Here is a 21,101-nt window from a genome sequence, read left to right as displayed (position 1 = left end):
GGGCGCGGCGTCTTATTTGAGCGCGTGCATGTTCCACCAGAGGTTCCTTAATGAACTGGATCACCAACTACGTCCGGCCCCGGATCAACTCGATCTTTTCCCGCCGAGAGATGCCCGAGAACCTCTGGCACAAATGCAAAGAATGCGGAACCATGCTGTTCCATCGCGAGCTCAGCGACAATCTGAACGTTTGCACCAATTGCGGCCACCACATGGCGATCACCCCGCGTGAGCGATTCAACGCGCTGTTCGATGGCGGTGTCTTTACCGAAGTCGCGGTACCCGAGCCCAAGGCCGATCCGCTGCAGTTCCGCGATCAGAAGAAATACCCTGACCGCATGAAGGCCGCCCAGAAGGCAACCGGCGAAAAAGAAGCGATGCTGGTGGCCAATGGCGAGATTGGCCGCACGCCGATCATCGCCGCCGCGCAGGATTTCTCGTTCATGGGCGGGTCCATGGGCATGTATGTGGGCAACGCGATCATTGCCGCCGCTGAAGAAGCGGTGAAGCTCAAGCGCCCGCTGATCCTGTTTTCCGCCGCCGGTGGCGCGCGCATGCAGGAAGGCATCCTGTCGCTGATGCAAATGCCGCGGACCACCGTGGCGGTCGAAATGCTGAAAGAGGCGGGCCTGCCTTATATCGTGGTTCTGACCCACCCGACCACCGGTGGTGTCACGGCCTCTTACGCGATGCTGGGCGATGTGCACATTTCCGAACCCAACGCGCTGATCTGTTTCGCCGGGCCGCGCGTGATCGAACAGACCATCCGCGAGAAGCTGCCCGAAGGCTTCCAGCGCGCCGAATACCTGCTGGATCACGGCATGCTCGACCGGGTGACGAAGCGGACCGAGATGCGGGACGAGTTGATCACCATCACCCGGATGCTGATGAATCAGCCGCCTGCAGTGCGCGGTGATCTGCCCGCGCCAGAGCCAGAGGCGGAGACCGCCAAGGACCCTGCTGAAGAGGCACCGGCCGAGAAATGACCGCGGCACAATCCGACATCATCCTCGACCGGATGATGGCGCTGCACCCCAAGATCATCGACCTGACGCTGGACAGGGTGTGGCACTTGCTTGCCGCGCTGGACAATCCGCAGGACAGGTTGCCGCCGGTTATCCATATCGCTGGCACCAACGGCAAAGGCTCGACCCTTGCGATGATCCGCGCCGGGCTCGAAGGCGCCGGGCTGCGGGCGCATGCCTATACCTCACCACATCTGGCGCGATTTCACGAGCGTATTCGGTTGGCCGGTACGCTGATCAGTGAAGCTGATCTGAGCGCGGTGCTGGATGACTGCTATGCCGCCAACGACGGTGCTTCGATCACCTATTTCGAGATTACGACCATCGCCGGGCTGCTGGCCTTCTCGCGAGTGCAGGCGGACTACACTCTGCTTGAGGTGGGTCTGGGCGGCAGGCTGGATGCGACCAACGTGATCGATAATCCGGCGCTCTGCGTGATCACGCCGATCTCGATCGATCATGAGCAGTTCCTTGGCGACACGATCGCCAAGATCGCAGCCGAGAAGGCCGGGATCATCAAGCGCGGCGTGCCGGTCATTGTGGGCCCGCAACCCGACGAGGCGATGGAGGTGATCGAAGCCACCGCCGCCCGGCTGGGCGCGCCGCTGCTGGCCTATGGTCAGCACTGGCACGTCTACGAAGAACGTGAGCGGTTGATCTATCAGGACGAAACCGGGCTGCGCGATCTGCCGCTGCCGAACCTGCTGGGCGCGCATCAGATCCAGAACGCGGGCGCGGCTCTGGCGGTTCTGCGGCATCTGAATCTGGGTGACGCCGCTTACGAGGCCGCAGTGACTCAAGCCGAATGGCCCGCGCGCATGCAGCGCCTCAGGGCCGGCCCGCTGGTCGACAGCGCACCCGAGGCCGAGCTTTGGCTTGATGGCGGCCATAATGCGGCTGCCGGCAGCGCGCTGGCAGATCTGCTCGCACGGCTGCCGAAACGCCCAACGCACATGATCTGCGGTATGCTGAACACCAAGGATGTGACCGGATATTTGCGCCCGCTTGCGGCACAGGCCGACAGCTTGACCGCCGTGTCGATCCCGGGCGAGGCCAACACACTGCCTGCAACCGAAACCGCCAATGCGGCACGCTCTGTCGGTATGCGTGCCTCAACCTCCGAGGATGTCGCCACGGCGTTGAGGTCGATCACCGAGGCTGATCCGCAAGCCCGCGTGCTGATTTGCGGCTCGCTCTACCTTGCCGGTCATATCCTGCGCGAAAACGGCTGAACTTTTAGGGGTCCCCGCCGGAGAGGAGGGGGTTCTCTCCGACGGGGTAGGCCAGACCGGGTGTAGCTGCTGTGCCTGGCCCGCAGCGGAATTTGCCGGACTAGAAGCCCGGCATCTTCTGCCGCAGCATCAAGGCGTGACCCGGAACAGAAATATTATCCCGGAAACGAATGGGGCGGGATCTGGGGGATAGATCCGATACCCCGACGCCTTGAAGCGTTCTGATGTCATTGCCTGCAGAAATTGCAGAACCGTTATGTGATGCGTCGGCAAAACTGACGCTGTAACCAAATTGAATTCGAGCCGCGACGCTTTGGCGACTGTCCTGCCGCGTCGCACGGGCACAGCTGCCTTTCGCGGCAGATACCCGGACCTTCTTCAATGTATCTAGGGCCGATTGCCTCGAAGTCACGCACACATCTCCGCCGCATCGCACCTGCGAAGGAAGCCGTGTCGACGGCGTGTCTTCCATAACCTCGATCATATTTGCCCCATTTGCGCGTATAGCGCTAGCTTGAGGTTCCCTTTGGACGCTGAATCACCTAATTCGCAAGGTCAAAAAAATTATTCGCGCCATCATATCACACGATGAGCGGAATTGCGCCTACGCAATTGCAGGTTGCTGGCGAAATATGGCGCGAAACCTCCGTTTTGGCCGGTTGCTCCGCTCCGGCAGCATGAGATTGCCCTTTGTGAAAGGCAGCTTGCGCCGATTTCTCTGCTGGACCCGGCGGGTGTGATGACCCAGAGTCGTGCCGAGAAACAGAGCCTGAGTGACATGGAAACCCTCTTCGAGATCACACCCAATCCCGTAATACCCGTATCGGGCGATTCGCGTGGTTATCCCGTGGGACGGATTTTCTGTGTTGGCCGGAATTACGAGGCCCATGCCGCAGAAATGGGCAATAGCGTTGATCGCGAGGCGCCGTTCTACTTCACCAAATCCCCTGCCAACGCCTCGCTCAGCGGTGCCACCGTCCCATATCCGCCGGGCACCGATGACTATCACCACGAGATGGAACTGGCCCTGGCCATCGGGGCGGAGGTGTTTCGCGGCGATGCCGACGCGGCGCAGGCGGCCATTTTCGGCTATTGCTGCGCGCTCGACATGACCCGTCGCGATGTGCAGATTCGCGAGCGACAGAAACAGCGGCCCTGGGACCTGGGCAAGGATGTCGAAAGCTCTGCGGTTTTCGCGCCTTTGCGCCGGGCATCGGACTGGCAGCCGCACTCAGGCAGCAGAATCCACCTCTCGGTAAATGGTGAAGTGCGACAGGACGCGACACTCGGCGAGATGGTCTGGAGCGTCGTCGAGATCGTGCAGCACCTGTCCGGTTTCTATCACCTGCGGCCCGGTGATCTGGTGCTGACAGGAACGCCAGCCGGGGTTGGGCCGGTGCAGCCGGGCGACCGGATCGAGGGCGCGATTGACGGTCTGGACCCGGTCCAACTGGTGATCGGCTCGCCGGAGTAAGCCTGCAAGGGCAAGAAAATCAGTAACGTGTGCGCATCTGATAGCCCTGATGAAAGGTCATGCGCACAAATGTCACCGGCTCGCCGCGGAGCCATGTCGTCCGCTCCATCTGAAACAGCGGCGCACCAGGGGGCACGGCAAGGAACTCACCCAGCGTTGCGCATGCAGCCACAGCAGAGAAAGACACCTCCGCATCCGAAAACGGAACTTCTGCCAAAAGCCATTCATTTGGACCCACGGTGAGAAAGTCGGCCTCGATCACATGGGGTACAGCAAGGACGTTGATCCAGCGCTCCTCGAACTGAAAGGGCCGGTCATCGGCGAAATGCATGCAGCACAGGTGCAGAACCTGACCGGCATGGGTCAGCCCGATCTTGGCCTGCAGCCAGGAAGGGCAGGCCATCAGGTTCCGACTGACCAGAGAATAGCGATAGGTGGCATTCATCTCTTCGATGGTCTGACGGACGACGGCAATTTCCAGCTTGGCCTGTTTGGTGGGGTGCAGGGCCACGCGCGTGCCGCTTTTGCGTTTCCGGTCGACGATGCCGCGCTCGGCCAATTCGCGCAGAGCGCGGTTGACCGTGGCGCGTGCGCAGCCGAATTCAGCCGCCAGTTCGATCTCGGTCGGCAGCACGGTTCCCTGCGGCCAGGTGCGGGCTTGAATGCGGGCCATGACCTCGTCCCGGACATCGTGAAAACTGATGGGCTTGCGGTCCGTCATTCTGCCATCCGATCATAACTCCAATATGCTCATATTTTGCTGTGGGGATGAGCCGACAGGTCAAATCATCTCGACCAGCCTCGCTATCGTGGTCTTGTAGTTGGTCAGAATCGCGTCACGGGCGATATGCCGCCCCGCGCGCACCTGATGCCGCCCGGCGGACCAGAGGTCGGTGACAACCCGATCCTTCGCGGCAAAACACAGCCCATCCAGAAGCTGCTCGTCACTCAGCGCCAGTAAGGCCGGGTCGGTCCGGTCGATGGCAACCAGATCAGCGAGCTTGCCGGTCCTGATCTCGCCACTGTCGCGGCCCAGCGCCTGCGCCCCGCCCGTCGCTGCCGAGAGGTAGAGATTCGCACCGACCGAGCCTTCGCCCGAAACCATCACGTTGCGGCTGTGATCCCGCAAGCGCTGGGAATACTCCAGCGCCCGCAACTCCTCGGTCAGCGAGATGCAGACATTCGAATCCGACCCGATGCCGAACCGCCCACCGGATTGCACATAGGCCGGACCGTTAAACGGGCCATCCCCCAGATTGGCCTCGGTGATCGGGCAAAGGCCCGCAACGGCGCCGGAGCGTGCCAAATCAATGGTTTCCGCCTCGGTCATGTGGGTGGCGTGGATCAGGCACCATGTGTCATCCACGGGCGCGTTCTGTAGCAGCCAAGCGACCGGCGTTTCCCCGAGCCAGAGCCTGATATCCTCGACCTCTTTGATCTGTTCGGCGATATGGATGTGGATCGGCTGAGCCTCACGACCCGCAAGCAGTTCGGCCAGACCCCCGGGGCATGTCGCCCGCAGTGAATGCGGGGCGATTCCGACACGAGTATCCGCAGGCAGCGCACGGCTGGCCTGACGCGCATCGGCCACCAATTCGAGATAAGCCCCGACATCGTTGCCAAACCGCTTCTGACCCGCGCCAAGTTCCGCGCGTTGTGCACCGCCATAACTGTAGAGTACCGGCAGATGGGTCAGCCCGATCCCGGTTTGCGCGGCGGCAGCAAAGACGCGCTGACTCAACTCGCTGACCGCGTCATAGGGCGTGCCGTCGGGCTGGTGGTGGACATAGTGAAACTCGCCGACCGAGGCATAACCTGCCTCCTGCATCTCTAGAAAGACAAGCGCTGCAATAGCCTCGTAATGTTCCGGTGTGAGATGGGTGACGAAGCGATACATCATTTCGCGCCACGTCCAGAAACTGTCGCGACCCGCCGCACGCGTTTCGGTCATACCGGCTATGGCGCGTTGGAAGCTGTGCGAATGCAGATTCGCCAGCGCGGGCAACAGCGTGTCGACCTGCTCGTCGCCCGGTCGGGGTGTTGTTTTGACCTCGATCGCCCCGATGCAAGGACCCTCGAGAGAGACCCGCACATCTTGGCACCAATCAGACCCTAATAAAGCATGTTGCGCGAAAATCGCCTGCATTCGGCCTCTCATTTATGACTAGACATAACAACTTTATCCGCATACTTTATCCCGTGCAACCATCCTCAGAGAGATTCCGTGACCACCAAGCGCATCCTGATCGGTCTTCATGCCGCAACGATGAGTGCAGGCGGCGCCCCTTATGGCCTGATCCACCACGCGGCGATTGCGATAGCGGGGGACAGTATCGTCTGGGTGGGACCGGCAGCGGATCTGCCCGAGGATTATATCGCTTGGCCTCGTGACGATCTCGGTGGGCGACTTGTCACGCCGGGATTGATCGATTGCCACACCCATCTAGTTTTTGGCGGCAATCGCGCTCGCGAATTCGAGATGCGCCTGAACGGGGCCAGCTATGAAGAGGTCGCGCGCGCCGGTGGTGGCATCATCTCGACCGTGCGCGACACACGGACGGCCTCGCTGGAGACGCTGATCGAGAACGCCCTGCCTCGGCTTGATGCGCTGATCGCCGAAGGTGCGACTACGGTCGAGGTCAAATCCGGCTACGGCTTGGATCGCGAGACCGAGTTGAACATGCTGCGCGCCGCCCGCGCTCTGGAACATCAGCGACCGGTCACGATCAGCACCAGCTTTCTGGGCGCCCACGCCACGCCGCCCGAATACAAGGGACGCGGCGACGCTTATGTTGATGAGGTCTGCATCCCGACGCTACGCGTCGCACGGGACGAGGCTCTGGTCGATGCGGTCGACGGATTCTGCGAAAATATCGCCTTTGACACCGATCAGATCGAACGGGTGTTCCGCGTCGCGGCAGAGCTTGGATTGCCGGTCAAACTGCATGCAGAGCAATTGTCCCATCTCGGCGGCACGCAACTGGCGGTGCGATACAACGCCCTGTCGGCGGACCATCTGGAATACGCAAGCGAGGAGGATGCGCGCGCCATGGCAGCCTCGGGGACAGTTGCGGTAATCCTGCCGGGTGCGTTTTACACCCTGCGCGAGACGCAACAGCCCCCGATCAAGGCGTTCCGCGCGCATCGTGTACCGATGGCGCTGGCAACAGATTGCAATCCGGGTTCATCACCGCTGACATCGCTGCTGCTGACCATGAACATGGGCTGCACCCTATTCCGCATGACGCCCGAAGAGGCGTTGGCCGGTGTCACATGCAACGCTGCGCAGGCGCTGGGTCTGTCGGATCGCGGACGCATTGCACCGGGGCTGCGCGCAGATCTGGCAGTCTGGGATGTCGAAACACCGGCAGAGCTGTCCTATCGCATCGGTTTCAACCCGCTTCATGCTCGAATCTTCGCAGGTCGCTCATGACTGTATTGACGCCCGGCACGGCCACGCTCGCTACATTGGAAGCCCTCTATCGTGAGGAGACCCCGGTACAGTTGGACCGGACCGCAAAACCGGCGGTTGACGCCGCTGCCGAGATGGTGGCGCAGGCCGCTGCCGGATCAGAGGCGGTCTATGGCATCAACACCGGCTTTGGTAAGCTGGCCTCAACCCGCATCGCCCCCGAAGACACCGCCCATCTGCAGCGCAACCTGATCCTGTCCCATTGTTGCGGCGTGGGCGAACCGCTGGCTGCAGATAGGACACGCCTGATGATGGTGCTGAAACTCCTGTCGCTGGGCCGGGGCGCGTCCGGTGTGTCCTGGACAGTGATCGAACAGATCGAGGCGATGCTGGCGCGGGGCGTGATCCCGGTTGTGCCCTCGCAAGGCTCGGTCGGCGCCTCGGGCGATCTGGCGCCGCTGGCGCATATGGCAGCAGTGATGATCGGGGCAGGTGAGGCGATCCATGACGGCCAGCGCATGCCCGCCGCCGAAGCATTGGCGCGCGCCGGGCTGGAACCTGTTCCGATGGGCCCCAAGGCCGGGCTGGGGTTGATCAATGGCACGCAATTCTCGACCGCCTGCGCGCTGACGGGCCTGTTTGACGGGCTGCGGATGGCGCGCGCCTCGATGGTGATCGCGTCGCTGAGCACCGATGCCATCATGGGCTCGACCGCGCCGCTGGTCCCCGAAATCCACGACTTGCGCGGCCATGCGGGCCAGATCGACGTGGCGCGGGGCATGCGGGCACTGATGGAGGGCTCGGAGATCCGTGAAAGCCACCGCGAAGGCGATCACCGCGTACAGGACCCCTATTGCATCCGCTGCCAGCCGCAGGTTCTTGGCGCCGCGCTGGACGTGCTGCGCATGGCGGCCCGCACGCTTGAGGTCGAGGCCAACGCGGTCACGGATAACCCGCTGGTGCTGGTCGAGGCCGGGCGGATCGTGTCAGGGGGCAATTTTCACGCCGAATATGTCGGCTTTGCCGCCGATCAGATCGCGCTGGCCCTAGCCGAGATCGGCGCCATCGCCCAGCGCCGCGTCGCACTGATGGTGGACCCGACGCTCAGCTTCGATCTGCCGCCGTTCCTGACCCCTGATCCGGGGCTGAACTCGGGCTTCATGATCGCTGAGGTGACGACCGCCGCCCTGATGAGCGAGAACAAACATCTGGCCAATCCCTGCGTGACCGACTCCACCCCAACCTCGGCCAATCAGGAAGATCACGTATCGATGGCCGCCCACGGCGCGCTGCGGCTGGGGCGAATGTGCCAGAACCTGTCGGTGATCCTTGGGGTCGAGCTGCTTTGTGCCGCGCAGGGGATCGAGGCGCGCGCGCCGCTGGCAACCTCGCAACGGTTGCAGGCGGTGATCGCGCATCTGCGACGCTCCGTGCCCGCGTTGGCGCAGGACCGCTATCTGGCTCCAGATATCGAGGCGGCGGCGGCCATGGTCCGATCCGGCGCCCTCGAACAGGTGGCGCAGCTAGAGATGCCGTCATGATCGAGGTGGCGCGCGGTGACAGTCCGCTGGTGCTGGGCCTGCCCCATACCGGGACGCAGATACCGGGGGACGTCCTGTCCCGCCTGAACGCCATGGGTCGGGCGATGGCGGATACCGATTGGCATATCGACCGCCTCTATGACGGGCTGGTCGCGGACATCACCACGGTTCGAACGCCCATCCATCGTTATGTGATCGATGTCAACCGTGATCCGACCGATATCAGTCTCTACCCGGGGCAAAACACCACCTCTCTGTGTCCCCTAACCGATTTCAACGGCGCCCCGATTTACCGCGCGGGTAGGGAACCCAACGCCGAGGAGATCATCCGTCGCCGCGAAGCGTACCACGCGCCCTATCACGCCGCCCTGACGGCTGAACTGGAGCGTCTGCGCGCGGTGCATGGCTTTGCCATCTTGTATGATTGCCACTCGATCCGTTCGCATATCCCGTTCCTGTTTGACGGCGCATTGCCCGATTTCAATATCGGTACGAATAACGGCACCACCTGCGCGCCAGAGCTGGAACAGCATGTGCAGGAAATCTGCGCCAGCGCGACCGGTTACAGCCATGTGCTCAATGGCCGCTTCAAGGGTGGCTGGACCACGCGTCGCTACGGCCGACCCGAAGAGGGGCTGCATGCGATCCAGATGGAGCTGGCGCAATCCACCTACATGGCCGAGGCCGCGCCCTGGACTTGGTCGCAAGACAAGGCGGACAGGCTGCGCCGCCCGCTGGCCTCAATCCTCACAACGCTCAAGAACTGGAGCCCCGCATGACCGATCCCCGACACAATATCCGCGATGTCTTTCCGCCCACGGGGCCTGAGCTGAACGCCAAAAGCTGGCAGACCGAAGCACCGCTGAGGATGCTGATGAACAACCTGCACCCGGATGTGGCCGAAAGCCCGCATGAGTTGGTGGTTTATGGCGGTATCGGTCGCGCGGCGCGGACCTGGAAGGATTTCAACCTGATCTGTGCCAGCCTCAAACAGCTTGAGGCGGAAGAGACCCTGATCGTGCAGTCGGGCAAGCCGGTGGCGGTGATCCGAACCCATGCCGACGCACCTCGGGTTTTGATCGCAAACTCCAATTTAGTACCGCATTGGGCCACCTGGGATCATTTCAACGAACTCGATAAGAAAGGCCTGATGATGTACGGCCAGATGACCGCCGGGTCATGGATCTATATCGGCACCCAGGGCATCGTGCAGGGCACCTACGAGACCTTTGCCGAGGCCGGGCGGCAGCATTACGGCGGTGATCTGACCGGCAAGTGGATTCTGACCGGGGGTCTGGGCGGCATGGGCGGGGCGCAACCCCTGGCCGCCGTTTTTGCCGGGGCTTGCTGTCTGGCGGTGGAATGCGACCCGGACCGGATCGATTTCCGCCTACGCACCAAATATGTCGATGAACGCGCCGACACGCTGGACGAAGCGCTTGAAATGATCGCGCGCTGGACCAAGGCGGGCGAGGCGAAATCCGTCGGGCTGCTGGGCAATGCGGCCGATATCTTCCCCGAGATTTACGCCCGGATGCAGGCTGGTGGCCTCCGCCCCGATATCGTCACCGACCAGACCAGCGCCCATGATCCGATAAACGGCTATCTGCCGCAGGGCTGGTCGCTGGCGGAGTGGCGAGATAAGCGCGAAACAGATCCTAAAGCGGTGGAAAAGGCCGCCTGCGCCAGTATGCGCGTGCATGTACAGGCGATGGTTGATTTCTGGAATGCAGGGGTGCCGACGCTGGATTACGGCAACAACATAAGACAGGTGGCGCAGGATGAGGGGCTGGAAAATGCTTTTGCCTTTCCCGGATTTGTTCCCGCCTACATCCGTCCGCTCTTCTGCAAGGGTATCGGCCCGTTCCGCTGGTGCGCCCTGTCAGGTGATCCGGAGGATATCTACAAGACCGACGCCAAGATGAAGGAGCTGTTCCCCGAGAACACCCACCTGCATAACTGGCTGGACATGGCGCAGGAGCGTATCGCGTTTCAGGGCCTGCCCGCCCGTATCTGCTGGATCGGGCTGGGCGACCGGCACCGGGCCGGGCTGGCCTTCAACGAGATGGTGGCCAGTGGCGAATTGAAAGCGCCGGTGGTGATCGGGCGCGACCATCTGGATTCAGGCTCTGTCGCCTCGCCCAACCGCGAGACCGAGGCGATGCTGGATGGCTCGGACGCAGTCAGCGACTGGCCGCTGCTGAACGCGCTGATCAACACCGCCTCGGGGGCGACCTGGGTGTCGCTGCATCATGGCGGCGGGGTCGGCATGGGGTTCAGCCAGCATGCGGGCGTGGTCATCTGTGCGGATGGCACACCTGAGGCGGCGAAACGCTTGGAACGGGTGTTGTGGAACGATCCGGCTTCGGGCGTCTGGCGGCATGCGGATGCGGGTTATGACATCGCCAAGACCTGTGCGCGTGAGCATGGGCTAAACCTGCCCGGCATTCTCTGAGCGGTCGATCCAGCCATGGCTTGTGGCTGAGATCGGCCATGTAGGCCCTACCTCGGCCAAAGCCTCATCGATTCGTGTTACACTCGGCCCCGAACAGACCGAAGGGAGGGTGTGATGGCCTATGTGACCGTCTCGACATGGCGATATGAAAAAGGGCATGACGAGGCCGCGCTGGAGAAAAGCGCGCTGGACAACCTGACTCAGCTCAAGGCTATGGGCGCCGTGGGCGGCTATCTTGTCCGCACCTCCGACAGCGAAGGCATGGTTGTCGTGATCTATCCTGATGAAGGCGCCTGGAACCGCGTGCGTGACATGGTCACCCATATGCGGGCCAATACCGATCCCGCGGTGGGCGGGCGCAACATTGATGTTCTGAGCGGCGCTGCGGTGGTGGCAGTTTAGCGGGTCAGTGCAGGTTTTCGGGTAGAATACCCACGACCGTGCCCTGCGGCAACTTGGTCAGCACCTGCTTGCCGCGCATGGCCTTGATCGCATATCCCATGCCCGCCAGGCGGAATTCCCATTCCCGCGCGCTTAGCGCCAGGTCCTTCTCCCGCTGGATCATGTCCAGCATGGTCGCATCGATCACAGCCGCGCTGGCTTCGCCAAAAGTCATCATCTCAACCTCGTTACCTTCTAGAACGAGGATGACACTGCCCTGTGACTTGGGCTGGAATTTACCGGAAATAAGGTGTTTTGCGGGCAACCGGGACAGTTCGTTTCCAAAATTGCCCCAATTAACCTATTTGGTCTTGGTGGGCGCCTGCAGTTCCTTGAACACAAACATCGGAATCAGGATGTTTGCGATCAGCGACCCGAGCCAGACCAGCAGGGTCGCAGCCAGCAGATTCGCAATGCCACCGATCTGGAAACCGCTGACGATCAGACTGGTGATGATCAGGCCAAAGAAAATCACCACCAGGGCAACCCCGCCCTTGAGCGCAGGCAGGTTCTTTTCGCTGATCTTTGTGACCAGCGGGTCGGCGATCAGCTGAATGACCGTGAAGATCACCACAACGATCAGCAGCGACAGCGGCCCGACCGAAAACCCGTCCAGAAGCAGCGTGGCCAGCAACAGCCCCACCGCATTGCTGATCAGGATGGCGGCGGCAAGCAGAAGGCGTCGGGTCATGGGAAAAGCTCCTTGAAGCGCAATGTCAGGTCAAATCACGTCCACGGATAGCGCATTCCGGCGCAGCATTCACCAAATAGTTGCGCGGACTCAGCGGCGTAGACCAGCCTCGGCCTCGATCTGCTTGCGCGATTTGCGGGCGCGTTCGGTGGCCGATTTCAACTGACCGCAGGCCGCCATTATATCCTCGCCGCGCGTCTTGCGGATGGGCGAGGCATAGCCGGCCTGATAGATGATGTTGGCGAAGGCCCGGATCCGGTTATTGGAGCTACGCTTATAGGGCGCGCCGGGCCATTCGTTGAACGGGATCAGGTTGATCTTGGCCGGAATGTTGTGGCGCTTGATATGGTCGATCAAACGACGGGCATCTGCATCGCTGTCATTCACCCCGTCCAGCATCACGTATTCAAAGGTGATACGCTCCGAATTCGACACTTTGGGATAGCTGGCCAGCGCCTGCAGCAATTGCTCGATATTCCAGCGCTTGTTGATCGGGACCAGCACATCGCGGGTCTCATCTGTGGTGGCATGGAACGAGATCGCCAGCAGGCAGCCGATCTCTTCGGCGGTGCGCGCGATCTCGGGCACCACGCCCGAGGTCGACAGTGTGATCCGACGACGCGACAGGGAAATCCCCTCGGGATCCATGGCGATCTTCATCGCGTCGCGGACGTTGTCGAAGTTGTACAGCGGCTCGCCCATGCCCATAAGAACGATGTTCGACAACAGGCGGGTTTCATCCTTGGGCGCGCCGGGTGTTGGCCATTCGTCAAGATCGTCGCGCGCCATCATGATCTGACCGACAACTTCCGCCGCCGTCAGGTTGCGCACCAGTTTCTGCGTGCCGGTGTGGCAGAAGGAACAGGTCAGCGTGCAGCCTACCTGGCTTGAGATACAAAGCGTGCCGCGATCCTCTTCGGGGATATAGACCACCTCGACCTCATGTCCGCCCGCGATACGGACGAGGTATTTGCGGGTGCCATCCTCGGATACCTGTCGGGTGATCACCTCGGGAATTTCGATAACGAAGTTTTCGGCCAATTGCGCCCGATAGGCCTTGGCGAGGTTGGTCATCGCGTCGAAATCACGCACGCCCCACTGATAAATCCACTGCCAGATCTGGCCGGTGCGCATCTTGGCCTGCTTTTCCGGCGTGCCATGTTCGATCAGCGTCTCGCGCAGCTGATCGCGAGTCAGGCCGACAAGGTTGATCTTTCCCTCCGGCAGCTTGCGGGGGATGGTCATCACGTCCTGGGTAATCGGCGCTTTGGCGGTCATGGCGAGGCTCGGGTTTGTGCGTAAGATGCGCCTCTATATAGGAAGACGCAGCAAGATCAAAAGGAATCGTGTTTATTGCGCTACACCTCGCAACTCCGACACGCGGGCGCGGCCCCGTTCAGGTTCTCTAGTGGGTGTGCCCTTTGGCAGGCAAATATATCGACTCAGGTAGGCCGTGAGCGTCGAAGAGGCGCAGCTGATCGGTTGGATCGAGTAACTCTTGAAACTGAGCGGGATCGCCGGGCGTTGCGGGAATAGCTGCAGACTTCGCGAACCGGGCAGCATCCGCATTTTGGAACCATTGGCCGACAGAGTGTCTGGCCATGCAGTTTTATCAATTGATGATGGTCGTCCATTTCGTTTGCCCCCCAATGACCGGGCAGCAGACGCATCAGGGTATCATAGGCTTTCTCGATGTTGGCCTTGCGGCTGATCAACCCCAAGCGCGCGGCGACACGCAGGTGGTGTGTGTCTACGACCAGAACGGCTTTGCGCAGGGTGCTGAAATTCAGGACCGCAGCGGAGGTCTTGCGCCCAACGCCTTCCAATTTCTCCAACCAGATGATCGCCGCGTCAGCTGGCATTTCAGCCAGAAAATCAAGCGACAGGCCACCCTGGCTTGCGGTCACGAATTGCAGGGCCGCCTTCAGCCTGGGCGCCTTCCTTTCGGATATCTCGACCGCACGGATCATTTCGTGGATTTCAGCGACCGGAGCGTCGCGCAGATCCTCCCAACAGCAGAAGTGATCGCGCAACCGCATGTAGCATCCAAGGGACACCTCGCCATGGGTCAGACCGCCAATCATCGCCATCACCAGCTGCGACACAGGGTCGAGCAACAGGTGCTTTGGTGGTGGGCCATAGTGGTGACGCAGATGCTGATCCACCAACAGAAGACGTCGCACACGCTCGTCAGGAAGCAGGGACAGTTGCATGTTGCTGATCTTAGCACATGCGCAAGAACAAATACAGAACACATCTTGTGCGATCAATCAGCGCGCACGCAGCCTGTTCAGCAATACCGGGTGATCACTCCGTGCAGCGCTTCTCAGCGTCTTCGATACCGGCGGTGAAGCCCTGCAGCGAGAAAGTGTCCTTGGTCTGGGTGCCGCGTGCCGACCGGGCGGTCAGAACCGCCTGCGCGCCGCGCTTCATCGCGGTCACGATCTTGGTGTCGTCAGAGGCCGTCGCGGGCCAGGCCCATTCACCTTCGGTGAAGAGTTCGAACTCGGACCCGCCGACATTCAGGTTCACCGTGGACCCCGGTGCAAAAGGATAGCCGCCGGTAAAGGTGACCTGCCCCTTTACACCCGCCTTGGGGCGAAAGAACACAAACAGCAGGATATCGCTGCGCCGCACGGCCACGACGCGACCGCCACGGGTGTTCACCGTCTCTTCGGGGGCGGCCACGATCCAGCATTCGGTCGGATCATTCTCGACAAACACGCTCCAGGCGGTTTGCACCGCGACCCGGTTCGAGCTTTCCGATGTTTGCGCATTTGCAGTGGTTGCCAACCCGGCCAGACACATGCCTGCCACGATACGCGCCAGTTTCGTTCCCATCTGTCCAGACTCCTAGACTGTCTCTACCTCAAAATCAGAGTGCCTGCGCACCTTTAAGGCGCATCTTGACCGCACAGCCGACGCTTGCCGACATAGTCACATTATCGCATGTTCTACCATGGACGAAAGAGCGATTGGCAGGAAATCGCGCAGAATTTCGAGAGGATTTTCATGACACGACCCGTAGCGATGACCGAGGTCTGGCGTAATACGTTTCTGGAAAGCGTGCATCTGGGCCATGCCGTGATTTGCGACGATAACGGTCAGATCGTGCGCAGCTGGGGCGACCCCAATGCGGTGATCTTTCCCCGTTCGTCCTGCAAGATGGTGCAGGCCCTGCCGCTGATCACCTCGGGCGCGGCGGCGAAATACGGGTTGGGGTCCGAACACCTGGCGCTGGCCTGCGCTTCGCACAAGGGTGCGGCGATGCATACCGAGCGGGTCAATGCCTGGCTAGGGCATCTCGGGCTCGATGACGGTGACTTTCGCTGCGGCCCGCAGGTGCCCGAGGACCGCGACGCGCGCGAGGCGCTGATCCGCGCCTATGAAACCCCCTGTCAGGTTCACAACAACTGTTCGGGCAAACATGCAGGGTTTCTGACCCTGACCCAGCATATGGGGGCAGGCCCCGACTATGTCTCTATGGACCACCCAGTACAGCAGGCCTGCCTAGCTGCCTTCGAAGAAGTCACCGGCGAGGCCAGCCCCGGGCACGGTATCGACGGTTGTTCGGCGCCCAATTTCGTCACATCGCTGACCGGCTTGGCACGGGCCATGGCCTGGTTCGCCTCGGCTGCCGACCGCGCGGACCGTCAAAGCGTTGCGGCGCTCGAATTGACCAACGCGATGATGGAACACCCCGAACTGGTGGCGGGCGAACGCCGCGCCTGCACCGAGTTGATGCGCGCCGCCGGTGGCGTGGCGGCCATCAAGACCGGCGCAGAGGCGGTGTTTGTCGCGATCCTGCCGGAAAAGCGCATGGGCGTCGCGCTCAAGATCATGGATGGCGCCACCCGCGCCAGCGAATGTGCCATTGCGGCGATCCTGGTCAGCCTTGGTGTTCTTGACCCTGACCATCCGGCGACACGCAAATTCATGACGCCGCTGCTGCACAGCCGACGTGGCATCGAATGCGGCCGCATCGCTCCGGCCGAAGGGTTCATCTGATCCGCTACGCCCGGTGGCGGGCTTACATCTCGATGACTTCCGCCACCTCGACACTGCCTGACCCGTCCACAACCATGGGACAGCCCTTGGCCATTTCGGTGGCAGCCTCAATCGAATCAGCCTTGATCACGGTGTAGCCAGAGATCGGATTAGCGCCTCCATCATCGGCCACACCCGAGGCGCTGACGGTTTTCGACATGCCAACCGGCGCGCCGGGGATTTCCAATGAGGGGCCCATTTTCTCGAACCACGCGCCCCAGGCGGCCATGGTCTTTTCAACCTCGGCGGGGTCCTCGGGGCGGGTTCCGCCGTGATAGGCAAAGATGAATTGTGGCATAATGAAATCCTCCGATTGGTGCTTATTGAAACTGTGCGTCGAGCTTACGCAGCGACGAAATCCAGCCCTTTTCATGGTTGGCGGCAATATCGGCATCGCTCAGATCACGGTGATCGAGGATCAAGCGCGCGCCATCTTCAGTGCCTTCCACGGTGAGGGTCACATGGCTTTCCGCCCCGCGCGCGTCCGCGTCATCATGCCAGCCCCAGGTGAAGCCAACCGATTTTGGCGGATCGACATGGGTGACATGGCCCGACACCTTGTAGCGCTGCCCCTCGTCGTTCACCATGACCGAATACCATGGCCCCTTGCGGGTAAAATCCAGATCATGCTCGGGCACGTGCAGGCCCTCGGGACCCCACCATTTCAACAACTTGTCCGGATCGCTGACCCACGCAAAGAGCTTTTTGGCACTGATCGGATAGTGACGTTCCAGCCGCAACTCGCTCATGTTTGGTCCTCTTCGATAATGGCGGCGTTCAGCCGGTCCAGGCTGGCCTCCCAGAATGCGCGCTTCGAGATCGTCCAGTCGGCAATCGCCCGCAGACCCTGACCATCGATGGTATAAAGCCGATGGGTTCCCTGCACGCGCTGACGGATCAACCCGGCCTCGCGCAGCACCTTGAGGTGCCGCGAAATGGCGGCGCCCGACATGCCACGCCCTTCGATCAGCTCCCCGGCGGCCAACTCGCCTTCGGCCATGAGCTGTTCGACGATCGACATGCGGGTCTGATCGGACAGTGCAGAGAAGGCTTTCAAAACAGCAGTCATGCGTGGTTGTTAACACAAGCGCTAATTAACGTAAACGTTAATGATTGGAAGGTCTGTGTCTGGGCCGGTGTCGCGGTTCCAATGTGGCAAAGTTCATAGACAGGGCAAAGTTCAAGCCGCTAGAGTTTCACCACAGATCACGTTTTAAAGAGAATATTAGGAGAATTTGTGATGGTCAGGACCCTGATCCCTGTCGCTTTTGGAGTTACGGTAATTGTGGCCGGCTGCACGCCGCCTTGGTCTGGGCAGACCACCACAACGACAACAACAGCCCCCGAACCGGCTGTTGCAACTACGCCAGCGACTTCAGCTTCAACGTCACAAGCAACACGTGCTGCGGCCAGCGTTCCTGCGGCGGCCGAACCCGAGCCCGAAGAACCGAAAATCAGGACACTGCCCAGTGACAACAACGAAGGCGGCGGCGGTGGCGGTGACGGTGGCGGCTGGGGCTGATCGAGGACGGACCGATGAAACTGAGCAAACGGGATTGCCTTCGCCTGATCGCATCGCTTGCGGCAACCGGCGCCTTTGGCGTCGGCCTGTCGGGCACGGCGCGTGCGCAGGGCGCGCGCGGGTTGCGACTGGCCGGGGGCGGCCAGCGCGTTGCTATTGTGATCGGCAATCAGGACTACGAGAATGTCGTGGATCTGGGTAATGCCGCCAAAGATGCCCGTGATATTGCTGCGATGCTGCGCGAGTTCCGGTTCAAGGTCTTTGATGGCTATGACCTGAACAAGCGCGACTTTGAACAGCTTCTGCGCACCGCTGTGCTCAACATCCCGCAAGGCGCGGATGTGGTGTTCTACTATGCCGGGCATGGCATTCAGATCGGGCGGCGAAACTATCTGTTGCCCGTGGATGCCAAATTCGAAAACGTCTATGATTTGCCACTTGAGACGATGACGCTGGACCGGGTGATCGACACGCTCGCCGCGCGCGGTTCCGCCCATGTTGCAATCCTCGATTCCTGCCGCGACAATCCGTTCCAGAATCTGCGACTGGCTGCCGATCTGGATGCGAACCTCTTCGAGACCGGTGCTGGATTCGAGGTTTTCCGTACGCCGCTAAATTCGCTGGTCGCCTATTCCACCTCGCCGGGTGAACTGGCGATGGACGGGGCCGAGGGCGGCAACAGCCCCTATACGGCGGCCGTACTTAAGGCCGCGCGCAGCGCTCCTACAGAGAACATTCTGCAACTTTTCCCGCTGATCCGCGAACAGGTTCACACTGCGACCGGTGGGGTGCAGGTGCCTTGGGAAAGCTCGACGCTGGTCCGCCCGTTCCATCTGGCGCAGGCACAGATCGAGGCGCCTGTGGCCGAGACCGGCACTGCGCCTGCGGTGTCGCTTACGCTAAACGAAGCCTTCAATCGGTTGGTCCCGCTTGATGACGCCATTCGTGCGGAACTCGGGCAAGAGATCACTTCTGCAGCGCTGCTTGCGCCACCTGCAAATGGGCTGGTGTCGCTCAATGATGAGGAAACCGGCGGTATCGTCGGTTATGCGCCGGAAATCACAGACATGCGCGCGCTTGATGTGACCGAGACCAGCAAGAGCGATGCGTTCAGTCTTGAGGTCACTCCCGCATCGGGCCCGCCGGTCCGAGTCGACGTGGCCCTGACGCTAACCTACGACCCCTGCGATCTTGCAGCGGGCGATGCGTTGGACCTGAACGGGGTCGGCATCTATCGGCTGCCCAACGACCTGGACCTGATCGAGGGGCTGGCGACTTGCGAAGCCTCGGTGCAGGCTAACCCGAATAATGCGAGATACCGCTATCAATTGGCGCGACTGCAACAGAGCGCCAAACAGCTGGAAGAGGCGTATGGGAATTTTAAGGCAGCGGCGGATGCCGGGCATATCAGAGCCAAACACGGACTTTCGGTTCTTCTTAACTCCGAGCAGATCGACCGCGACGTGGTCGACGTCCCCTATGATCCCGACAAGGCTCGGGCCTTGCTGGAAGAGGCAATCGCTGAACAGGATCCCTATGCGATGCACACGCTGGGCAAGCGCTTGATGCGCAACGGCGAAACAGAGGTCGAGCGCCAACGCGGCTTCGAGTTGTTGGAGCGGTCGGTCGAGCTGGGCCATACCTTCTCGATGAACGAACTGGGCTACTACTTTCTGACCAAGGACACCGATCACTATATCCCAGAGCGCGGTATGCGTTATCTGACCGCGTCGCAGCTGCGTGAGGATATCTACGGCTATGACAATCTGGGCTTCGTGTCGCTCTATGGCCTGGACGGAAACCCCGAGGATCACGCGAAAGCGCTGGAATGGTTCACCGCCGCCTCTGATGGTGGACATCCTACGGCACCCTCGAACATCGCGCGGATGATCCTGAGCGATAAGATACCGGGCAAGAATGCCAATGACGCGCTGGGTTGGTATGACATCGCGCTCGCACGCGGCGATGCCTGGGGGGGCGCAAACGGCGCGATCATCATCCTCAATGGCCGCGCGCAGGGCGTCAGTGCGGCTGAGGCCGGGATACGTGCGGCCAAGGCCTCGTTGCTTGCCAATGAGGAACCCGCCGCTATCGCGCGGGAAAATCTTGGCACGCTCTCGCGCAGCGATATCGACCGAGCCCTTCAGACCTTGCTCAACGAATTGGGCGAGCAGGTTGGTGTCGATGGTCAGGCCGGGCCCGCCACGCAGGCCGCATTGGAGCGGGTGAGCGCGGCAAATGGCGTGCCGGTGCCCTTCGCCGCCACGCAGGACCCGACCGAGCGTTTGTTGCTGGCCGCCAAGGTCTATTGGGCGCAGAACCCGGTGCGGTTCGACCTGTTCTGATCAGGCGGCGAAGTCACTGCGCGCATAGCCCTGCAGATAGAGCAGAGCGGTCAGATCACCGTGATTGATCCGCACGTCACATTGCGCGGCAACAGACGGCTTGGCATGCAGTGCAACCCCGGTCCCGGCGCGCTCTAGCATGCCCAGATCGTTGGCCCCGTCGCCCACCGCCAGCACATCCGCCTCGACGATACCCAGCCGCGCGCTGATCTGCTCCAACGCTTCGACCTTGGCCTCGCGGCCCAGAATCGGGCGCGCGACGTCGCCGGTCAGCGCGCCATCCGCCGCCAGCAGCGTGTTGGCGCGGTTCTCGTCAAACCCAAGCTGTGCCGCGACCGAGCGAGTGAAGGCGGTGAACCCACCCGAGACCAGCGCGCAATAGCCGCCATTGGCGCGCATGGTGGAAACCAGCTCCCGCCCGCCCGGCATTAATGTGATCCGTTCGGCCAGAACCTTGTCGATCACCGTTTCCGATAAACCACGCAGCAAACCGACGCGTTCGATCAGCGCGCCTTCGAAATCCAACTCGCCATTCATCGCACGCGCGGTGATCGCGCTGACGCGGGCGCCGAACCCGGCCTCATCGGCCAGCTCATCGATACATTCCTGTTGGATCATGGTGCTGTCCATATCGGCCAGCAGCATCTTTTTGCGCCGCGCTTCGGCGGGTTGCAGAGCCAGATCGACCGACATCTTCTGCAGATCCTCCCAGACCTGCCACTGGTTGTCCGGAATTGCGGGCAAGCTGAACTCGGCGGCCTCGTCGGGGCTGAGCCAGGTCACATCCCCCCCACCCCAGGCATTGCGGAGCGACTCGATCAGCGCGGGATCGAGTGCGGGCGTTGCGGGAGCGGTCAGCAGGGTGGCGATATACATGGTCGTGAAGTTTCCGATAGGCGGCGACGAGGTCGCGTTT

The 21,101-nt window shown here is 61.5% G+C and carries 22 protein-coding genes; 11 read left to right on the top strand and 11 right to left on the bottom strand.

The features are described 5' to 3' along the window. Window positions 1-50: 50 nt before the first annotated feature. From accD to AB1E34_RS16755, 3 genes are all read left to right on the top strand, one after another. Window positions 51-986 (top strand): acetyl-CoA carboxylase, carboxyltransferase subunit beta, encoded by a 936-nt coding sequence (gene accD, locus AB1E34_RS16765; protein ID WP_372573476.1) that lies wholly within the window; start codon window positions 51-53, stop codon window positions 984-986. Then, entirely contained in the window at window positions 983-2,257 is a 1,275-nt protein-coding gene (locus AB1E34_RS16760; protein WP_372573475.1) for a bifunctional folylpolyglutamate synthase/dihydrofolate synthase, read from the top strand. The genes accD and AB1E34_RS16760 overlap by 4 nt, the downstream gene beginning before the upstream one ends. Window positions 2,258-3,035: 778 nt before the next feature. Beyond that, window positions 3,036-3,731, top strand: coding sequence for a fumarylacetoacetate hydrolase family protein (locus AB1E34_RS16755; RefSeq protein WP_372573561.1), 696 nt, complete (start codon window positions 3,036-3,038; stop codon window positions 3,729-3,731). Window positions 3,732-3,750: 19 nt separating this feature from the next. On the opposite strand, the gene hutC is transcribed toward AB1E34_RS16755, so the two are convergent. Then, complete coding sequence (gene hutC, locus AB1E34_RS16750) at window positions 3,751-4,452, bottom strand: histidine utilization transcriptional repressor HutC (protein WP_372573474.1); 702 nt, start codon at window positions 4,450-4,452, stop codon at window positions 3,751-3,753. Between the two features lie 60 nt (window positions 4,453-4,512). Beyond that, window positions 4,513-5,877 carry a formimidoylglutamate deiminase gene (locus AB1E34_RS16745; RefSeq protein WP_372573473.1) on the bottom strand — a complete coding sequence of 455 codons (1,365 nt, stop codon included), beginning with the start codon at window positions 5,875-5,877 and terminating at the stop codon, window positions 4,513-4,515. A 120-nt stretch (window positions 5,878-5,997) separates the two neighbouring features. On the opposite strand from AB1E34_RS16745, the gene hutI reads away from it, so the two are divergent. The 5 genes from hutI to AB1E34_RS16720 all read left to right on the top strand — a co-directional run bounded on the left by hutI (window position 5,998) and on the right by AB1E34_RS16720 (window position 11,541). Beyond that, complete coding sequence (gene hutI / locus AB1E34_RS16740) at window positions 5,998-7,164, top strand: imidazolonepropionase (protein ID WP_372573560.1); 1,167 nt, start codon at window positions 5,998-6,000, stop codon at window positions 7,162-7,164. Then, window positions 7,161-8,684: a histidine ammonia-lyase gene (gene hutH, locus AB1E34_RS16735; RefSeq protein WP_372573472.1), complete on the top strand. Its 1,524-nt coding sequence runs from the start codon at window positions 7,161-7,163 to the stop codon at window positions 8,682-8,684. The genes hutI and hutH overlap by 4 nt, the downstream gene beginning before the upstream one ends. Continuing rightward, entirely contained in the window at window positions 8,681-9,463 is a 783-nt protein-coding gene (gene hutG / locus AB1E34_RS16730) for an N-formylglutamate deformylase (RefSeq protein ID WP_372573471.1), read from the top strand. The genes hutH and hutG overlap by 4 nt, the downstream gene beginning before the upstream one ends. Continuing rightward, the gene (gene hutU / locus AB1E34_RS16725; protein WP_372573470.1) at window positions 9,460-11,139 is read left to right on the top strand and encodes a urocanate hydratase; all 1,680 of its coding nucleotides are present in this window, start codon (window positions 9,460-9,462) and stop codon (window positions 11,137-11,139) included. The genes hutG and hutU overlap by 4 nt, the downstream gene beginning before the upstream one ends. A gap of 114 nt (window positions 11,140-11,253) precedes the next feature. Then, on the top strand, window positions 11,254-11,541 hold the full coding sequence (locus tag AB1E34_RS16720; protein ID WP_372573469.1) for a hypothetical protein: 288 nt from the start codon (window positions 11,254-11,256) through the stop codon (window positions 11,539-11,541). A 4-nt stretch (window positions 11,542-11,545) separates the two neighbouring features. Here AB1E34_RS16720 and AB1E34_RS16715 read toward each other — a convergent pair whose 3' ends face one another. The 5 genes from AB1E34_RS16715 to AB1E34_RS16695 form a co-directional block, all read right to left on the bottom strand. After that, window positions 11,546-11,755: a hypothetical protein gene (locus tag AB1E34_RS16715; RefSeq protein WP_372573468.1), complete on the bottom strand. Its 210-nt coding sequence runs from the start codon at window positions 11,753-11,755 to the stop codon at window positions 11,546-11,548. Window positions 11,756-11,881: 126 nt separating this feature from the next. Next, the gene (locus AB1E34_RS16710) at window positions 11,882-12,271 is read right to left on the bottom strand and encodes a hypothetical protein (RefSeq protein ID WP_372573467.1); all 390 of its coding nucleotides are present in this window, start codon (window positions 12,269-12,271) and stop codon (window positions 11,882-11,884) included. Between the two features lie 90 nt (window positions 12,272-12,361). Beyond that, window positions 12,362-13,549, bottom strand: coding sequence for a dual-specificity RNA methyltransferase RlmN (gene rlmN / locus AB1E34_RS16705; protein ID WP_372573466.1), 1,188 nt, complete (start codon window positions 13,547-13,549; stop codon window positions 12,362-12,364). Between the two features lie 164 nt (window positions 13,550-13,713). Further along, a complete protein-coding gene (locus AB1E34_RS16700; RefSeq protein ID WP_372573559.1) occupies window positions 13,714-14,310 on the bottom strand; it encodes an endonuclease III domain-containing protein in 597 nt (198 codons plus the stop codon). A gap of 268 nt (window positions 14,311-14,578) precedes the next feature. After that, entirely contained in the window at window positions 14,579-15,112 is a 534-nt protein-coding gene (locus AB1E34_RS16695) for an invasion associated locus B family protein (protein WP_372573465.1), read from the bottom strand. Window positions 15,113-15,283: 171 nt separating this feature from the next. On the opposite strand from AB1E34_RS16695, the gene AB1E34_RS16690 reads away from it, so the two are divergent. After that, window positions 15,284-16,279: an asparaginase gene (locus tag AB1E34_RS16690; RefSeq protein ID WP_372573464.1), complete on the top strand. Its 996-nt coding sequence runs from the start codon at window positions 15,284-15,286 to the stop codon at window positions 16,277-16,279. Between the two features lie 22 nt (window positions 16,280-16,301). Here AB1E34_RS16690 and AB1E34_RS16685 read toward each other — a convergent pair whose 3' ends face one another. The 3 genes from AB1E34_RS16685 to AB1E34_RS16675 are packed head-to-tail and all read right to left on the bottom strand — an operon-like array spanning window position 16,302 to window position 17,387. Next, complete coding sequence (locus AB1E34_RS16685; protein ID WP_372573463.1) at window positions 16,302-16,616, bottom strand: YciI family protein; 315 nt, start codon at window positions 16,614-16,616, stop codon at window positions 16,302-16,304. 22 nt (window positions 16,617-16,638) lie between these two features. Further along, window positions 16,639-17,067 carry an SRPBCC family protein gene (locus AB1E34_RS16680; protein ID WP_372573462.1) on the bottom strand — a complete coding sequence of 143 codons (429 nt, stop codon included), beginning with the start codon at window positions 17,065-17,067 and terminating at the stop codon, window positions 16,639-16,641. Next, window positions 17,064-17,387 carry an ArsR/SmtB family transcription factor gene (locus AB1E34_RS16675; RefSeq protein WP_372573461.1) on the bottom strand — a complete coding sequence of 108 codons (324 nt, stop codon included), beginning with the start codon at window positions 17,385-17,387 and terminating at the stop codon, window positions 17,064-17,066. Before AB1E34_RS16675 ends, AB1E34_RS16680 begins: the two co-directional genes overlap by 4 nt. 171 nt (window positions 17,388-17,558) lie before the next feature. Here AB1E34_RS16675 and AB1E34_RS16670 point away from each other — a divergent pair, with 171 nt between their 5' ends. Next, window positions 17,559-17,840, top strand: a complete 282-nt coding sequence (locus AB1E34_RS16670; protein WP_372573460.1) for a hypothetical protein — start codon at window positions 17,559-17,561, stop codon at window positions 17,838-17,840. A gap of 14 nt (window positions 17,841-17,854) precedes the next feature. Continuing rightward, window positions 17,855-20,185 (top strand): caspase family protein, encoded by a 2,331-nt coding sequence (locus AB1E34_RS16665; RefSeq protein ID WP_372573459.1) that lies wholly within the window; start codon window positions 17,855-17,857, stop codon window positions 20,183-20,185. Here the strand turns inward: AB1E34_RS16665 and serB are convergent, their stop codons facing one another. Further along, complete coding sequence (serB, locus tag AB1E34_RS16660; protein ID WP_372573458.1) at window positions 20,186-21,061, bottom strand: phosphoserine phosphatase SerB; 876 nt, start codon at window positions 21,059-21,061, stop codon at window positions 20,186-20,188. Window positions 21,062-21,101: the final 40 nt, after the last annotated feature.

The organism is Ruegeria jejuensis, assembly GCF_041537905.1.
Classification (GTDB): domain Bacteria; phylum Pseudomonadota; class Alphaproteobacteria; order Rhodobacterales; family Rhodobacteraceae; genus Ruegeria_C.
The sequence above is the reverse complement of the archived record's forward strand: the minus strand, read 5'-3'. Positions and strand labels throughout refer to the sequence as shown.

Excerpts from the sequence above, each read along its gene's own strand:
- AB1E34_RS16680 (WP_372573462.1), bottom strand. The coding sequence starts at position 17,067 with ATGAGCGAGTTGCGGCTGGAACGTCACTATCCGATCAGTGCCAAAAAG.
- hutG (WP_372573471.1), top strand. The coding sequence starts at position 8,681 with ATGATCGAGGTGGCGCGCGGTGACAGTCCGCTGGTGCTGGGCCTGCCC.
- AB1E34_RS16715 (WP_372573468.1), bottom strand. The coding sequence starts at position 11,755 with ATGACTTTTGGCGAAGCCAGCGCGGCTGTGATCGATGCGACCATGCTG.
- AB1E34_RS16745 (WP_372573473.1), bottom strand. The coding sequence starts at position 5,877 with ATGCAGGCGATTTTCGCGCAACATGCTTTATTAGGGTCTGATTGGTGC.
- AB1E34_RS16755 (WP_372573561.1), top strand. The coding sequence starts at position 3,036 with ATGGAAACCCTCTTCGAGATCACACCCAATCCCGTAATACCCGTATCG.
- AB1E34_RS16685 (WP_372573463.1), bottom strand. The coding sequence starts at position 16,616 with ATGCCACAATTCATCTTTGCCTATCACGGCGGAACCCGCCCCGAGGAC.
- AB1E34_RS16700 (WP_372573559.1), bottom strand. The coding sequence starts at position 14,310 with ATGCGGTTGCGCGATCACTTCTGCTGTTGGGAGGATCTGCGCGACGCT.
- rlmN (WP_372573466.1), bottom strand. The coding sequence starts at position 13,549 with ATGACCGCCAAAGCGCCGATTACCCAGGACGTGATGACCATCCCCCGC.
- hutI (WP_372573560.1), top strand. The coding sequence starts at position 5,998 with ATGAGTGCAGGCGGCGCCCCTTATGGCCTGATCCACCACGCGGCGATT.
- AB1E34_RS16690 (WP_372573464.1), top strand. The coding sequence starts at position 15,284 with ATGACACGACCCGTAGCGATGACCGAGGTCTGGCGTAATACGTTTCTG.
- hutU (WP_372573470.1), top strand. The coding sequence starts at position 9,460 with ATGACCGATCCCCGACACAATATCCGCGATGTCTTTCCGCCCACGGGG.
- AB1E34_RS16720 (WP_372573469.1), top strand. The coding sequence starts at position 11,254 with ATGGCCTATGTGACCGTCTCGACATGGCGATATGAAAAAGGGCATGAC.
- hutH (WP_372573472.1), top strand. The coding sequence starts at position 7,161 with ATGACTGTATTGACGCCCGGCACGGCCACGCTCGCTACATTGGAAGCC.
- AB1E34_RS16710 (WP_372573467.1), bottom strand. The coding sequence starts at position 12,271 with ATGACCCGACGCCTTCTGCTTGCCGCCGCCATCCTGATCAGCAATGCG.
- AB1E34_RS16670 (WP_372573460.1), top strand. The coding sequence starts at position 17,559 with ATGGTCAGGACCCTGATCCCTGTCGCTTTTGGAGTTACGGTAATTGTG.
- AB1E34_RS16760 (WP_372573475.1), top strand. The coding sequence starts at position 983 with ATGACCGCGGCACAATCCGACATCATCCTCGACCGGATGATGGCGCTG.
- AB1E34_RS16675 (WP_372573461.1), bottom strand. The coding sequence starts at position 17,387 with ATGACTGCTGTTTTGAAAGCCTTCTCTGCACTGTCCGATCAGACCCGC.
- AB1E34_RS16695 (WP_372573465.1), bottom strand. The coding sequence starts at position 15,112 with ATGGGAACGAAACTGGCGCGTATCGTGGCAGGCATGTGTCTGGCCGGG.
- serB (WP_372573458.1), bottom strand. The coding sequence starts at position 21,061 with ATGTATATCGCCACCCTGCTGACCGCTCCCGCAACGCCCGCACTCGAT.
- accD (WP_372573476.1), top strand. The coding sequence starts at position 51 with ATGAACTGGATCACCAACTACGTCCGGCCCCGGATCAACTCGATCTTT.
- AB1E34_RS16665 (WP_372573459.1), top strand. The coding sequence starts at position 17,855 with ATGAAACTGAGCAAACGGGATTGCCTTCGCCTGATCGCATCGCTTGCG.
- hutC (WP_372573474.1), bottom strand. The coding sequence starts at position 4,452 with ATGACGGACCGCAAGCCCATCAGTTTTCACGATGTCCGGGACGAGGTC.